Below are 14,053 nucleotides of genomic sequence, written 5' to 3'. Positions count from 1 at the left end.
ACCCCGCACGCCTGCTACAAGGGCGCGCGAAAGGACATGTCCATGTTCGATTCCCTTGACGCCCTGCTTCTCGCTCGCGCGCAATTCGCCTTCACCGTCAGTTTCCATTTCCTGTTTCCGGCTTTTTCGATCGGCCTTGCCAGTTACTTGACGGTGCTGGAAGGAATTTGGCTGGCCACAGGTAAGGGCGTCTATGCCAATCTGTTCCGCTACTGGCTCAAGATCTTCGCGGTCGTGTTTGCCATGGGCGTGGTGTCGGGTATCGTCATGTCCTACCAGTTCGGCACCAACTGGTCGGTCTTTTCCGACAAGGCCGGGCCGGTCATCGGCCCGCTGATGGCCTATGAAGTGCTGACCGCTTTCTTCCTGGAGGCCGGGTTCCTGGGTGTCATGCTGTTCGGCATCAACAAGGTCGGGCGCAAGCTGCATTTCACCGCAACCTGCGCGGTGGCGGTCGGCACCTTCATTTCCGCCTTTTGGATATTATCGGTCAACAGCTGGATGCAGACCCCGACAGGCTATGAGATGGCCGCGAATGGCCAGTTCCTGCCCGGTCCCAGCTGGATGGCGATCATCTTCAACCCCAGCTTCCCCTATCGGCTGGTCCATACCGTGCTGGCGGCTTACCTGACCACGGCCTTTGCCGTCGGCGGCGTGGGAGCATGGCACCTGCTCAAGGACCGGACCAATCCGGGCGCACGCACCATGTTCTCGATGGCGATGTGGATGGCGGCGATCGTCGCACCGATCCAGATTTTCGCGGGCGACATGCACGGCCTCAACACGTTGGAGCATCAGCCGGTCAAGGTGATGGCGATGGAAGGCCATTATGAAAGCCATCCCGACGGTGCGCCGCTGATCCTGTTCGGCATCCCTGACAGTGCCAACAAGCGGGTCGATTATGCCATCTCAATTCCAAAGGCGTCTTCGCTGATCCTCAAGCATGATCTCAATGCGCCAATGAAGGGGCTGGATAGCGTGCCAGACGGCGACAAGCCGCCGGTCGGCATCGTCTTCTGGGCGTTTCGGGTGATGGTGGGGATTGGCTTTGCGATGCTGGGCCTTGGCCTGTGGAGCCTGATCGCGCGCGCGCGTGCGGCAAATTGCATGAATGGCCATGGCTGCACCGCGCCGCCTTGGTCATGGGGCCAGCGGGGTTCATTGCCGTCCTTGCGGGTTGGGTCGTGACAGAGGTGGGTCGGCAGCCCTTCACTATCTATGGCCTGCTCCGCACCGCCAACAGCGCATCGCCCCTTGACGCACCTGCGGTCGCGGCATCGCTGCTGGCGTTCGCGCTGGTCTATTTCAGCGTGTTCGGCATGGGCATCTGGTATCTGTTGCACCTGATGAAGAAGCCACCGGAAGCGCATGAAAGCGCGCTGGACGGCGCGCCGATCCGCACCGCAGGCATCACGCCCGCGCCCGCCATCGAAGGAGGCAAAGGATGATTGACCTGACTGTCATCTGGGCCGGAATCATCGGCTTTGCGATTGTCGCCTATGTTGTGTTGGACGGGTTTGACCTGGGCATCGGTATCCTGTTCCCGCTGTTCAAGGTGGGCAAGGACCGCGACACCGCGATGAACAGCATCGCGCCGGTATGGGACGGCAATGAAACCTGGCTGGTGCTGGGCGGCGGGGGGCTGCTGGCGGCCTTTCCGCTCGCCTATGCCATCATTCTGCCCGCACTCTACGCCCCGTTGATCGCGATGCTGCTGGGCCTTGTCCTGCGCGGCGTCGCGTTCGAGTTTCGCTGGCGCGACCCGGCACACCGCGCGATATGGGACCGTGCCTTTACGGGCGGATCGGCGGTCGCGACCTTTGCGCAAGGTGTCGCGCTGGGCGCGCTGTTGCAGGGCATCAGCGTGAAAGGACGCGCCTATTCCGGCGGCTGGTGGGAATGGCTGTCGCCTTTCTCGCTACTGACCGGGGTGGCGCTGATGGTCGGCTACGCCCTGCTGGGGGCCTGCTGGCTCAACTGGAAGACCGAAGGCGGATTGCAGCGGCAGGTTGTGACCTATGCCGGACGGCTGGGCGTCGCGCTGCTCATCCTGATCGGCGCGGTCAGCTTGGCCACGCTCACGCTGGAGGCGAGCTACCAGAGCCGCTGGCTCTCCTGGCCCGGCGTGCTTGCTACGGCGCAGGTGCCGCTCGCGACGGTCATCGTCACCGCGCTTTTCTATCGCAGCCTGTCACAGCGCAAGGATGCCCAGCCCTTCCTCTGGGCGCTGGCGCTATTCGGCCTGTGCCTGCTGGGGCTGGGCATATCGATCTGGCCCTATGTCATCCCTGCGCGCGTCACTATCTGGGCAGCGGCCGCGCCATACCGCAGCCAACTGTTCATGCTGGTCGGCGGCGCGGTGCTCGTGCCGGTGATCCTGGCTTACACCGCCTGGGCCTATTGGGTGTTCCGGGGCAAGGTCGGCAGTGAGGGCTATCATTGATGCGCGGGCGGATGACCCGGCTTGGCTGGTTCGTGGGGATATGGACCGCAAGCGTGGTGGCGCTGCTGCTCGTGTCGCTGGGAATACGCTATTGGCTGGTGTGACGCTTGTTTGCGCCAACTTCCGCGGTTAACTTGAAATACCCTTTCGACGCATAAATAATTCTGGCCGGGCGTTTGCAGGATCGACCCATTCCGGCCGCTCAGGGCCCGATTTTTCCATTCCAGTTAGCCGACGTTCCGCTTGTCCGGCAGCTCGACAACGCCAGTTGGCGCACATTGCTTATTGTCCTAGTGGAGTTGAGGCGCTGGCTGCGGCGGCATTCGCGGATGTTTACCTTGCGGTCTATGACGATGCCCTGAGCAAGAATGCCAAGGGTGCCCTCGGCGCGTTCCAGAAGAATGCGACCGGATTGCCCGAAAGCGCCTTTGACGCCGCATCGATCAAGAATGCTTGGGGCTATCAGTTTGGGCGGATGCCGGAACCGGCTTGGCTGATCGATGTCTCGTGTAAGGGCGAGGCCCCCAAATATGGCGGTACGGCGCGATCGCTGGGGATGAGGATCGCAGTCGTCGACGACGATGGTTACCCTGAGAACGACCTCGTCCCAGCGCTTCGCGGCCCGATCGTCGTTGGTGGAAAATCGTTCCGCCCCGACAAAGATGAACGGGCTTTACTGGAACGGCATGGCAAGGCTTTGCTCAAGCGATCCAAGGACGCGCCACTACCGATCGCGAAGGTGGTCGCGTTCATTGACAAATGGTCGTGATCCGACGCGACCGGTCATTCCCGCCCCAAGGGTGGGATCAGCAGAATTGCGCTAGATTCCGCCGATCCTCTTCCCGGACGCTCAGCTCCAAGATTTCGCTTCCAAGGTGCAGACCTTCCGCTTTCCGGCGGCTGGCGACCAGACCCGGTCGTTCGATTGACGACTCGCGTATGGTGGGAATCGACGAAACCGGCCTTTCGCTCAAGGTGGCAAAAGCATAAGCTGACCACACCGTGTAGCTTTGCGCCTTCCTAAGAGACCTACCGGATTTGACTATCATCTGTCTGCAAAGACTGACAAACTGTTCACGATAGGCCGGCAAATGCGCCTTCCGGCTTGATGCAAAACACGCAGGTTTCGCAGCATGCCCACCATATGGGGTCGCGGGTCAGGTTCCACCTCCGTTGAATCCTTCATACAAGTGGCAAAAGCGATCACGGCCCCGTCGCTATAGCGGTCAATCAGCTTAGCTATCGTAATCCCTATTGGGGGAGACAGCGAGCTGAAGCAGCACACCTGCCATCGACAACGCCGCACCCAGGATCACTACAGCGGTCCAGCCGTTCGCATTCCACGCCCAGGTCGCCGCAGCAGAGCCGGCTGCGCCGCCGAGGAACATCGCTCCCATGAATATAGTGTTGAGACGAGCACGCGCCTCCGGTCGCAGCGCATAGACGACGTGCTGGTTCGAAACCAAGGCGCTCTGCACTCCCAAGTCGAGCAAGATTACGCCTGCTGCAAGACCGGCGATTGAACCCCAAAGACCGAAGATGAGCCACGAAAACAGGGTTAGCGCGGCACCGAGAAGAATGACAAGGCGCGGGCCATGGCTGTCTGCAATACGTCCAGCCACGGGGGCGGCGAGAATACCGACGGCGCCGATCACGCCGAACAGTCCCGCAACGTCAGGCCCCAGACCGAAGCGCGGCTGCTGCAACCGCAGCGCCAGGATTGTCCAGAATATGCTGAAAGCCCCGAACAACAGAGCCTGGGTGATCGCCGCCTTGCGGAGCGCGCTGAACTCGGTCCAAAGTCCGCCTAGCGAGCGGATCAGCTCGCCATAGCTTGGACCGGCGACAGGCGCACTCCTTGGAAGGCGTACCGCCATTATTGCACCAGCGCCGAGCGCCATCGGCACGCCGAGCCAGAACATTTCGCGCCAACCGGCGTGCGTCGCGACGAACCCGGCCAGCGTACGGCTGAGCAGGATGCCGCCTAGCAGGCCCGCCATAACTGTGCCGACCGCCGCGCCTCGCTTCTTCGGTGTCGCCAGATGCGCAGCGAAGGGTACGATCTGCTGCGCGACGGTGGACAGGATTCCCACGAGCAGAGACGCGGCGATGACCATGCCGGCCCCAGGTGCGACGGCGGCGATGGCGAGGGCAATCGCAAGACCGACGAACTGGACGACAATGAGGCGTCTGCGATCAATCCGATCGCCGAGCGGCACCAGCAGAAACAGCCCGGCTGCGTAGCCGAGCTGCGTGGCCGTAGGCACCAGCGACGTCAAAGGTCCGGGCAGATCGCGTTCGATGATACCCAGCATCGGTTGGTTGTAATAGATGTTGGCGACCGCCACGCCGGCCGCTGCCGACATCGCAAATGTCAGCCCTCGTCCCAACTGACCTTTCGCCATTGTGCCTGTATCGTACGCCACCGTTGTCATTCGAACCTCCTGCGTCAACATTGCTGCAGATTGGTATGAGCCTATTCGCCGTGACGCATAAGTGGCGCAATTTGTGAAGTCGGCTTATCAGTTTCGGATATGATAGAATTGAAAGACCTGTTGGTGCTCGTCGAAGCCGTTCGGGAAGGCAGTCTCTCCGCCGCCGGACGCAGCCTTGGCCTGACACCCGTGGCTGCGTCGCGACGCCTGGCCGCGCTGGAAGCGAAATTGAATACGCGGTTGATCCATCGCACCACCCGTTCGCTGTCATTGACACCGGAAGGTGAAGCCTTTCTTCCCCATGCCGAAGCCATGCTCGCACAAGCAGAGGAGGGCATAGCCGCCGTGACGCCCGGCATCGCTGGTGCGACAGGTTTGCTCAGGATCACCGCGTCAGTACCGTTTGGACGCAAGGTGATTACGCCCATGCTGGCCGACTTTCTGGCCGCCAACCCTCATACTCGCGTCGAATTGCGATTGAGCGATGCAGTGGTCGACATAGCCGCGCAAGGCATCGACATCGCGTTGCGGCTGAGTGAATTGCGGGACAATTCACTGATCGCTCGTCGATTGGGTGCAAACCCTCGTGCGCTCTATGCATCACCCGATTATCTAGCCCGCTGCGGCTGGCCGGCAACGCTTTCCGATCTGGGTAATCACGAATGCCTGACTGTTCCCGGCACGACACATTGGTCATTCGATTATGGCGGCCGAGCGGTACGGCAAGCTGTCGGCGGCCGTTTCGTAGCGGACAGCCTGGAAGTCCTGCATCAGGCAGCGATCGAAGGACTTGGTATCGTCTCTTTATCCGAATGGAATGTAAGAGCGGACGTGACCGCCGGTCGGTTGGTGCCGGTGCACATCGAGGGGGCGATCGTGCCCGACAGGGGAATCTGGGCCGTTCAGCCCACCCGTCGCTTCACGCCGCCCAAAGTGCGTCTGTTCCTTGATGCTTTCGCCGAATACATATCCCAGTTACCGACGCGAATTTGATGGGCAGTGGCCAAAGCGTCGCTAAAGCGGCTTCGCCGGGATTGCTCTGCATCAAGTTTCTCGCAGATTCCCAGCCCTCTCTGTCGATACATCGGTTCGCGTGGCAATGAACCTCCACCGCGCGGTCCGGTTTGAGCGCGCGCTCTGCGCCACCTGTCAGGCCAGTGGACTGTTCGTACCCAAACATGGCCCATCATTCGATAAAATAGAACGATGGGCCATGTTTTATAGGACTGCGCAGGAGTAATGCGGGCCGCTACAACTCCAATCACACCGGAACGAACCGAGTGTACGACATTCGATTGGAGACCGACATGACCATCAAAGCGACCCCGACCCCCGGCAAATCCCTCATTAACGCGAATGATCACACCCTGGTGATGATCGACTGTCAATCGGCCCCGGATATTCACCCCTGATAAGCGCCCAACATTGACCCCCTGATAGTGCGCCAGGATCGTCGGCATGGGGGTGAGGCGGCGGAGGGCGTAGCCCGGAGCCGGCTCACCCCCATGCCGATGGCGTTTCTCCTGGGCTATCAGGCAGCTTCGCGGTTCTTGAAGCGCCAGCTCTCGTTGCCGGTTTCGATGATATCGCAATGGTGCGTCAGCCGGTCGAGCAGCGCGGTGGTCATCTTGGCGTCGCCGAACACCGAGGGCCATTCGCCGAACGCGAGGTTGGTGGTTACCATGATCGAGGTCTGCTCGTAGAGCCGGCTGACCAGGTGGAACAGCAACTGACCGCCAGACAGCGCGAACGGCAGATAGCCCAGTTCGTCGAGGATCACCAGGTCGAGCCGGGACAGATGATCGGCAATGCGCCCCGCTTTTCCTGCGCGGGTTTCAGCTTCGAGCCGGTTCACCAGGTCGATGGTGTTGTAATATCTGACCCTGGCGCCGGTGCGCACACAGGAGCGTCCGATCGCAATGGCAAGGTGGGTTTTTCCGGTCCCGGTCCCTCCGACCAGCACGGCATTGCGCTGGTTGGCCAGGAAGGCGCCGGTGGCCAGATCGCGCACCAGCCCTTCGTTGATTGGCGTTTCGGCAAAGTCGAACGCCGTAATTTCCTTGGCCAGCGGCAGCTTGGCGATCGTCATCTGATATTTGATCGAGCGCGCCTGCTTTTCGTCGATCTCGGCCTTCAGCAGATCACCGACCACGCGGCTTGGGCTATGTTGTCGCTTCACCGCATCGGCGATCACCTCATCATAGGCGTGCCGCATGCCCGCGAGCTTGAGCGTCCCCATCATCTCCAGTATCTCATGGCGTTCCATAGAACCTCCTCAGGCTATCGTAACGGGCGCAGTCGGCGACGGGCTCGTGACGGAGCCGGAGCGCCTCGGGCGTGGCGATGGTCAGCGGCGCCGATGGCTGGCGCTGACGGGTCAGGATATTGAGCACGACATCGCGGCTGACGGTGCCGCCGATCAGCGCCTCGGCGCACGCTGCCTCGACCGCATCAAGCCCATCGCTCAGGACCGCCGTCAGGATGCCGACCATCTGGCGGTCGCCATCAGAATGGCCACTCAGGCGGCGACGTACCCGCTCGATTGCGGGTGGAAGCGCCCAGTCCTTGAACGGTGCGCCGTTGCGCAGCGCGCCGGGCTTTCTCGCCAGGACAGGGACGTAATGCCAGGGATCATAGATCGTCTGGTCACGGCCGAACCGGCGGTCATGTTCGCCGACTATCTCGCCTTCCTGCCGGATGACGATGCGGTGGGCATAGGCGTGGATATCCACCGGCCGCCCCGCTGCCGCCGCATGTACCGAGTATTTATTATAGTCGAACCGCACCAACAGCGTCTTCGATACCGACGCGGGCAAAGCGTGGAAGCCGTCGAAGGGTCCGCGATAGGCGATCAGGGCGGGACGGTCCGCGGTCTCGAACACCTCCCAGACCGTCCGGTCCTTCAACTCGGGATGCGCCGCGTGCTTCGCCCGCGTGACACAGCGATCCTCCAGCCATGCGTTCATCTCGGCGTAGCTCTTGAACCGCAACCGGGGTGTGAAGAAGCGTTCGCGCACCAGGCCCACCTGATTCTCGACCTGGCCTTTTTCCCACCCCGACGCCGGCGTGCAGGCAACCGGCTCGACCAGATAATGCCCGCACATCTGTTGGAAGCGGCGGTTATACTGGCGCTCGCGACCGGCAAAGATCGCGTCGACCGCCGTCTTCATGTTGTCGTAAATACCGCGCTGGCAGGCGCCACCGAAGAAGGCGAACGCCTTGTCATGAGCATCGAAGACCATCTCCTGGCTCTCACGCGGATAAGCCCGCACGTAGAACATCCGGCTATGGCAAAGCCGCATGTGCGCGACCTTCACCGTGGTCGTCGCCCCGGCAATGACGACGATCTCATGGCTCCAGTCGAACTGGTAGGCTTCACCAGGTGCGAAGCTCAGCGGCACATAGGCCGCCGCTGTCACCGCTGAGCGCTCTCGATGCCAGTTTGCCGCATACCGTCGGACCGCGTCATAGCCGCCACGATAGCCAAGACCCTGCAACTCCTCGAACACCCTGACCATCGTCAGCCGCTCGCGCCGGACCTTGTGGTCGTTCGCCTCCAGCAGCTTGTTCAGATCGGAGGCCCAAGGCCCCAACTTCGGCAAGGGCTGCACGCTGCGTTCGTATGTGAAAGCCGTCTCGCCCGAGCGCAGCACCTTGCGAACCGTGTTCCGCGAAACGCCAAGGTCCCGCACGATCTCCTTGATCGACTTGCCCTTGACGAAAAACTCGCGCCGGATGCGCGCCACCGTCTCCACGATCAGCATCTCCCACCCGCTCCCGCAGCAAAGTGCAAGAGCCTGAACCGCAACCGTTCAGGGGGTCAACTTTGGACGCCCATCACCCCAAAACTGGGGTCAACATTGCAGGCTTATTCACAGGCGCCGGCCTTGGCGGCATGGCGAGCGCAGCGGGCGGCGCGGCGATGCAGGGCGCGCGGTCATTCGCATCCCGCGTGGCGACACCTTTCCGGGAAAGCGCTGAACGCGGACAGCAGGCGGCATGGAATGCCGGACGGACTTCCCCAGCACCCGCTGCTTCCGCCGCTTCAGGCTCCGGCGCGGGCGCGCCGGATAGTGCGCCCGCCTGGGCGCGCAGCCTGCGTGCGCAGCAGACCGCCCGTCATCACCGCCACATGGCGATGCAGACCATCAAGGACGGCGATCGTCCCGGTTCCGCCGCCAATCCCAACCTCAGCGACAAGGAGTAAGTGTCCATGATCTTCAAACGAGCCATCCAGCGTTATGGGCACAGCCCGCAGCCTGAAACCCCCTACCAACGCGCGGGCCAGCTCTGGGACGAGCGCATCGGTTCCGCCCGCGTGCAGGCAAAGAACTGGCGGCTCGTCGCCTTCGGATGCTTGGGCCTGACCGGGGTGTTGATCGGCTCCAACGTCTGGCAGTCGATGCAAAGCCGCGTCGCGCCCTATGTCGTGGAGGTCGATCGGCTCGGAGAGGCGCGTTCAGTCGCGCCCGCGATCCAGAACTACCAGCCCACCGACGGGCAGGTCGCATGGCATCTCGGCCGGCTCATATCGAACGTGCGGTCCGTTTCCACCGACCCGGTATTGGTCAAGCGCAATTGGCTCGACGCCTACGACTTCGCGAGCGATCGCGCGGCGATCTTCCTCAACGAATATGCCCGCAGCAATGACCCGTTCGCCGGGATCGGCCAGCGCAGCGTATCGGTGCAGGTAACGAGCGTGGTGCGTGCATCCGACACCAGCTTTCAGGTCAAATGGACCGAGAGCATCTACGAGCGGGGCAGCCTGGCAAAGACCGAGCGCTGGACCGCCATGCTGACCGTGATGCTCCGACCGCCAAAGACCGCCGATGCGCTGCGCAAGAACCCGCTAGGCCTGTTCGTCAATGCGATCGACTGGGCTCGCGAACTGGAAGGGCAGCCCTCATCGTCGGGCCAGAACGGGCCACGGCCTCAGGTGGGTGCTATGCCCGCAGCGCCCACACCTGCGCAGCCAACACCGACCGCGCCGGCCATCCCGGAGGCCGCGCCGCTCCCGGCCGCGCCCGCCATCCCCACCCATGAAGGAGAACCCGAACAATGACCCGGACCATGTTCCTGTGCGCCTCGACGCTGGCGCTTGCCGCCTGTGCGGGCAAGACCCCGCCGCCCGCGATCAGCTATGACGCGGCCGAGTTCCGGCCCGCCGCAATCGAGGCCGAACCGCCCCGGCCCGTCGAGATCGTCGAACAGCCGGTGCCGCTTCCGCTTCCCGGCCAGCTTCAGCCCCCGCCATCGGTGAAGGGCGAGACGCGCGCGCCCATCGCGCGGATAGAAGCCGCGAACCGGGCCTCGACGCGCGAGCCATCGAGCGCCGGCTACATCAACGCCGTGCAGGTCTATCCCTGGGCCGAAGGCGCGCTGTACCGGCTTTACACCGCCCCTGAGCGGGTCAGCGACATCGCCTTGCAGGCCGGTGAGAAGCTGGTAGCGGTGTCGGCCGGCGATACGGTCCGCTGGATCATCGGCGATACGACCAGCGGCGCGGGCGATGCGGCGCGCGTGCATGTCCTGGTGAAGCCCTTCGCCGCCGGCCTTGTCACGAACATGGTCATCACGACCGACCGCCGCGCCTATCACCTCGCGCTCGAAAGCACCGACGCCACCGCGATGGCGGCGATAAGCTGGACCTATCCGCAGGACCGGCTGATGGCCTTGCGCGGCCAGAATGCCCGTGCCGAGCAGGCGCGGCCGGTCGCGGAGAATATCGCGCTCACCAGTCTCAGGTTCCGCTATGAGATCAGTGGCGACAGTCCGCCTTGGCGGCCGGTGCGTGCATGGGACGACGGCGCGAAGGTCTATATCGAGTTTCCGGGACGGCTCGATCAGGGCGAGGCGCCGCCGCTGTTCGTCGTCGGGCCACTGGGTGACACGCAACTGGTCAACTACCGCGTCAGCGGCAACCACTACATCGTCGATCGCCTGTTCGCGGCGGCGGAGCTTCGCCTTGGCGAGAAGCCGCAGCAGGTCGTGCGGATCGCCCGCACGGACGGGAGGGCCCGCAAATGAGCGCCGCCCCGAACCCGCCCGTCGATCCCGACGCGCCCGAACCCACGGCACCCACCGCGCCGGTGCCGGAATCTGCGCCGCAATCCAAGGCCCCGCCAGAAACCCTCATGCTGCGCGCGGCCCCGCGCCGCGTCGTCCGCTTCCGGCGCGGCGTCATCATCGGCGGGGCCGCCGCCAGTTCGCTCGCCATCGCAGGCGTTGCATGGATGGCGCTGGGGCCGAAGACGCTTCATATCGTCAACGCCGCCGATGAGCGCGCCATCAGCGACCGCAAGACACCTGCCGATGCGGTTGCCAACCTTCCCGGCAATTACGGCGAGGTCGCGCCCGGAATCCCGATCCTGGGAGCGCCGCTCCCCGGTGATCTCGGGCGGCCGATCCTCGAACGCCAGCGCCAGCTTGAGGCAGGCGGCGGGTTACCCGGCGATAGCGCGATGCCGCCAAGCATGACGCCGCAGGAACAGGCGGCCGAAGCCGAGCGCCAGCGCATCGCGGCGCAGGCGGCACAGGCGCGCGAAGCCGGCGTCATGGTGCAATCGTCCGGCCGCGCGGTGGCAGCGGTCTCCGCCCCAGCGGAAGCAGAAGCAGCGGGCGCAACCCCGATGGCAGGCGAACCAGCTCAAACAGACCGGCTGGCGCTGGACCCCGAGCGCGACCAGAACAACCAGCAGCGCAAGCTGGATTTTGTCGGGCAATCGGCATCGGGCGGCATTTACAACGCCCATGCGCTCCAGACTCCGGCCTCGCCCTATCAGGTGATGGCCGGCAGCGTGATCGCCGCCAGCCTTCTCACCGGCCTCAACTCGGACCTCCCCGGCATGGTCGTCGCGCAGGTGACGGAGAATGTGTTCGATACCGTGACGGGCCGCACGCTGCTGATTCCGCAAGGCTCCCGACTGATCGGCAGCTACGACAGCGTGGTGGCGTTCGGGCAGAGCCGCGCGCTGCTCGTCTGGCAGCGGATTATCCTGCCCGATGGCAGTTCGATCCAGATCGACAATCTGCCCGCCACCGACGCGGCAGGCTATGCCGGCCTGTCCGACAAGGTGGATCACCACACCTGGCGCTTGCTCAAGGGCGTGGCGCTATCGACGCTGCTCGGCGTCGGCACCGAATTGTCGATCGGGGACGATGAGAGCGACCTTGTACGGGCGCTCCGCCAGTCCACTCAGCAGTCCGCCAATCAGGCGGTCCAGCAGATCGTCTCGAAGAACCTCGACATCCATCCCACCATCACCGTCCGTCCCGGATGGCCGCTCCGCGTGATCGTTCACAAGGATCTGGTCCTCCGGGAATGGGGCGGGCGCTGACAGGAGACGCCCCCATGCTCAAAATCGCCAAGCTCCCCGACCGCACGCCGGTCAAAATCGGGATCACCGTCACGCCCGACCTCGACGCCGACTTGCGCGCCTATCTAGCCCTCTACCGCACCACCTATGAGGATAAGGCAGCGACGGTCGCCGACCTGATCCCCGCGATGCTCGAATCCTTCCTCGCCAGTGACCGCGCGTTCGCCAAGGCGCGCAAGGTGGCAGAGGCCTGAACATGATGAGACGGAGGATCATCGGTCGATTTAAACGGTCTAAGCAGGATGGTTGGGAGGGCGAAATTCACACCCTCACGATTCAGCGCAAAGTCCGTCTGGTCCCGAGTGACAATCGCGTGACTGATAGCGATCCGGCGTTCCGGGTCATGATGGGTTGGCAAGCGATTGGGGACGCTTGGGAGCGGCAGTCGCGCACCGAACCTCCGCGCGATTACCTGCGCGTTCTGATCGACGATCCGCTTTGCCCGATCAGTGCTGCGCTATTTCCCGACCCCGAAGGGATATCAGCACAACTGGTTATGACTTTCGGTGAGCCCTGCCGGCCGCAGAGAAAACAGCGGGATCATCAAGCGAGAAACCTTGGTGATGGAAGACGATAGGCTCTGGACGCCCAGGGAGCTATCGAAGTTCTTGGGCTATTCTGAAAGCACCATCTGCCGGATGGTATCGCAATGTCCTGAAAAACTGCCACCGCGCGTTGCTGCGCTGGCAAGGCCTCGTTGGCTCCCAGAGATTGCTCGCGAGTGGGCGCGCATGAGCAGCGATCCCCCGATTCAGCGGGGCGGCCGTCCTCGGCACATCCGCTAGCGTCTGGTAGCTCGTGTCGCGATTTCAGATGCCGTCCAAACCTTCAGAATCTCAGCGACACTATGTGACGGGGCGTGGGAGAAAACGGTCGTTCCGTGGACGGACCTACAACCTCCGCTTTCGGCACAGCCCGCCTCTGCCCGCGCTGACTGAAGCTGCGGATGCCCGCGTGGTGCTAAAACCAGCGTTTTCGGACGCGGAGAAACGACGGCTTCTGACATGCCGGGTGCGGGTAACGTCAGGGTTGAATTGCGTAGACCACTTGTACTTTCACCTGCGTTTCGATCGCGCGGGGCTTCAGTCCGATTGCGACCGGCGGCGGCGGTGGAGGCGGGGGCGGCGCGCTGACCCGCTGCGCTGTGACGGCGATCTCATCATACGGGCCTGGGCCGTTGAAACTGAGGTTGGAGACGCTGAGGACGCCGCCCAGCTTAACGCCGGAGGCGCGCGCAATAGCTTCCGCCTGAAGCCTCGCTTCGGCCAGCGCCTCCGTGACCCCGCGCCGCCGTATCTCCTTGTCCTCGGCGAGGAAGAAGCGATCGATGCGGGGGTTAGTCGCGCCGAGACGTCCCGCCAGCGACACCATCGTGCCGGCCTCGTTCACCGCTGCGGTGCGTATCTCCATCTGGAGATCGGCTGTATGGCCAATGATTGCGCATTCGCCGGTCGAGAGGCGCGGATTGCCGTAGATGTTGCGATTGCAGTCAGGCCCACGCACCTCGGCGATCCCTATCTGCGCGGCGCGTATGTCGGGCCGGCCGAACACGCCTGCCAATCCCTTCTCGATCGCGTCCCGTTTCGTGACGAGGGCGCGCACGGCCTCGTCACTGGTTGCACCCTCGCCGTGGACGGAGAAACTGATCACGGCACGGTCGGGCGAACTCGGAATCGTAGACGCACTGGTGACAACGATCCTGGGGCGGGCATCATCGGATTGCGCGATAGCGGCGGATGGTATGAGGATCGGAATAAGGGCGGCAATGCGGTGCATACATGTCTCCAATTATGGTGCAG

14 protein-coding genes and 1 pseudogene are annotated in these 14,053 nt (G+C 63.3%); 11 read left to right on the top strand and 4 right to left on the bottom strand.

The window, feature by feature from the left end:
• Positions 1-42: 42 nt before the first annotated feature.
• From NUH86_RS13520 to NUH86_RS13505, 4 genes and pseudogenes are all read left to right on the top strand, one after another.
• Positions 43-1,448 (top strand): annotated as a pseudogene (locus NUH86_RS13520) (cytochrome ubiquinol oxidase subunit I).
• Positions 1,445-2,443, top strand: coding sequence for a cytochrome d ubiquinol oxidase subunit II (gene cydB / locus NUH86_RS13515; RefSeq protein WP_267249978.1), 999 nt, complete (start codon positions 1,445-1,447; stop codon positions 2,441-2,443). The pseudogene NUH86_RS13520 and the gene cydB overlap by 4 nt, the downstream one beginning before the upstream one ends.
• A complete protein-coding gene (locus NUH86_RS13510) occupies positions 2,443-2,547 on the top strand; it encodes a DUF2474 family protein (protein ID WP_267249977.1) in 105 nt (34 codons plus the stop codon). Before cydB ends, NUH86_RS13510 begins: the two co-directional genes overlap by 1 nt.
• Before the next feature lie 164 nt (positions 2,548-2,711).
• Positions 2,712-3,212: a hypothetical protein gene (locus NUH86_RS13505; protein WP_267249976.1), complete on the top strand. Its 501-nt coding sequence runs from the start codon at positions 2,712-2,714 to the stop codon at positions 3,210-3,212.
• 466 nt (positions 3,213-3,678) lie between these two features.
• Here NUH86_RS13505 and NUH86_RS13500 read toward each other — a convergent pair whose 3' ends face one another.
• Positions 3,679-4,878: an MFS transporter gene (locus tag NUH86_RS13500; RefSeq protein WP_267249975.1), complete on the bottom strand. Its 1,200-nt coding sequence runs from the start codon at positions 4,876-4,878 to the stop codon at positions 3,679-3,681.
• A gap of 108 nt (positions 4,879-4,986) precedes the next feature.
• Here NUH86_RS13500 and NUH86_RS13495 point away from each other — a divergent pair, with 108 nt between their 5' ends.
• A complete protein-coding gene (locus tag NUH86_RS13495; protein ID WP_267249974.1) occupies positions 4,987-5,871 on the top strand; it encodes a LysR family transcriptional regulator in 885 nt (294 codons plus the stop codon).
• 538 nt (positions 5,872-6,409) lie between these two features.
• Here the strand turns inward: NUH86_RS13495 and istB are convergent.
• Both istB and istA read right to left on the bottom strand, forming a co-directional pair.
• Positions 6,410-7,144, bottom strand: a complete 735-nt coding sequence (gene istB / locus NUH86_RS13490; RefSeq protein ID WP_267249973.1) for an IS21-like element helper ATPase IstB — start codon at positions 7,142-7,144, stop codon at positions 6,410-6,412.
• Positions 7,131-8,642 carry an IS21 family transposase gene (gene istA, locus NUH86_RS13485; RefSeq protein WP_267249972.1) on the bottom strand — a complete coding sequence of 504 codons (1,512 nt, stop codon included), beginning with the start codon at positions 8,640-8,642 and terminating at the stop codon, positions 7,131-7,133. Before istA ends, istB begins: the two co-directional genes overlap by 14 nt.
• Before the next feature lie 131 nt (positions 8,643-8,773).
• On the opposite strand from istA, the gene NUH86_RS13480 reads away from it, so the two are divergent.
• The 6 genes from NUH86_RS13480 to NUH86_RS13455 are packed head-to-tail and all read left to right on the top strand — an operon-like array spanning position 8,774 to position 12,831.
• Complete coding sequence (locus tag NUH86_RS13480) at positions 8,774-9,085, top strand: hypothetical protein (RefSeq protein WP_267249971.1); 312 nt, start codon at positions 8,774-8,776, stop codon at positions 9,083-9,085.
• A 6-nt stretch (positions 9,086-9,091) separates the two neighbouring features.
• On the top strand, positions 9,092-9,940 hold the full coding sequence (gene trbF / locus NUH86_RS13475; protein ID WP_267249970.1) for a conjugal transfer protein TrbF: 849 nt from the start codon (positions 9,092-9,094) through the stop codon (positions 9,938-9,940).
• Positions 9,937-10,905, top strand: a complete 969-nt coding sequence (gene trbG, locus NUH86_RS13470; protein WP_267249969.1) for a P-type conjugative transfer protein TrbG — start codon at positions 9,937-9,939, stop codon at positions 10,903-10,905. The genes trbF and trbG overlap by 4 nt, the downstream gene beginning before the upstream one ends.
• Complete coding sequence (locus NUH86_RS13465) at positions 10,902-12,215, top strand: TrbI/VirB10 family protein (RefSeq protein ID WP_267249968.1); 1,314 nt, start codon at positions 10,902-10,904, stop codon at positions 12,213-12,215. Before trbG ends, NUH86_RS13465 begins: the two co-directional genes overlap by 4 nt.
• Before the next feature lie 14 nt (positions 12,216-12,229).
• Entirely contained in the window at positions 12,230-12,448 is a 219-nt protein-coding gene (locus NUH86_RS13460; protein WP_267249967.1) for a DUF2274 domain-containing protein, read from the top strand.
• 2 nt (positions 12,449-12,450) lie between these two features.
• A complete protein-coding gene (locus NUH86_RS13455) occupies positions 12,451-12,831 on the top strand; it encodes a DUF736 domain-containing protein (protein WP_323748989.1) in 381 nt (126 codons plus the stop codon).
• Between the two features lie 446 nt (positions 12,832-13,277).
• On the opposite strand, the gene NUH86_RS13450 is transcribed toward NUH86_RS13455, so the two are convergent.
• Positions 13,278-14,030, bottom strand: coding sequence for an SIMPL domain-containing protein (locus NUH86_RS13450; RefSeq protein ID WP_267249966.1), 753 nt, complete (start codon positions 14,028-14,030; stop codon positions 13,278-13,280).
• Between the last annotated feature and the right edge of the window lie 23 nt (positions 14,031-14,053).

It is taken from the genome of Sphingobium sp. JS3065, from assembly GCF_026427355.1.
Classification (GTDB): domain Bacteria; phylum Pseudomonadota; class Alphaproteobacteria; order Sphingomonadales; family Sphingomonadaceae; genus Sphingobium.
Note: the sequence above shows the minus strand (reverse complement) of the source record. Positions and strands in the feature narration are given on the sequence as shown.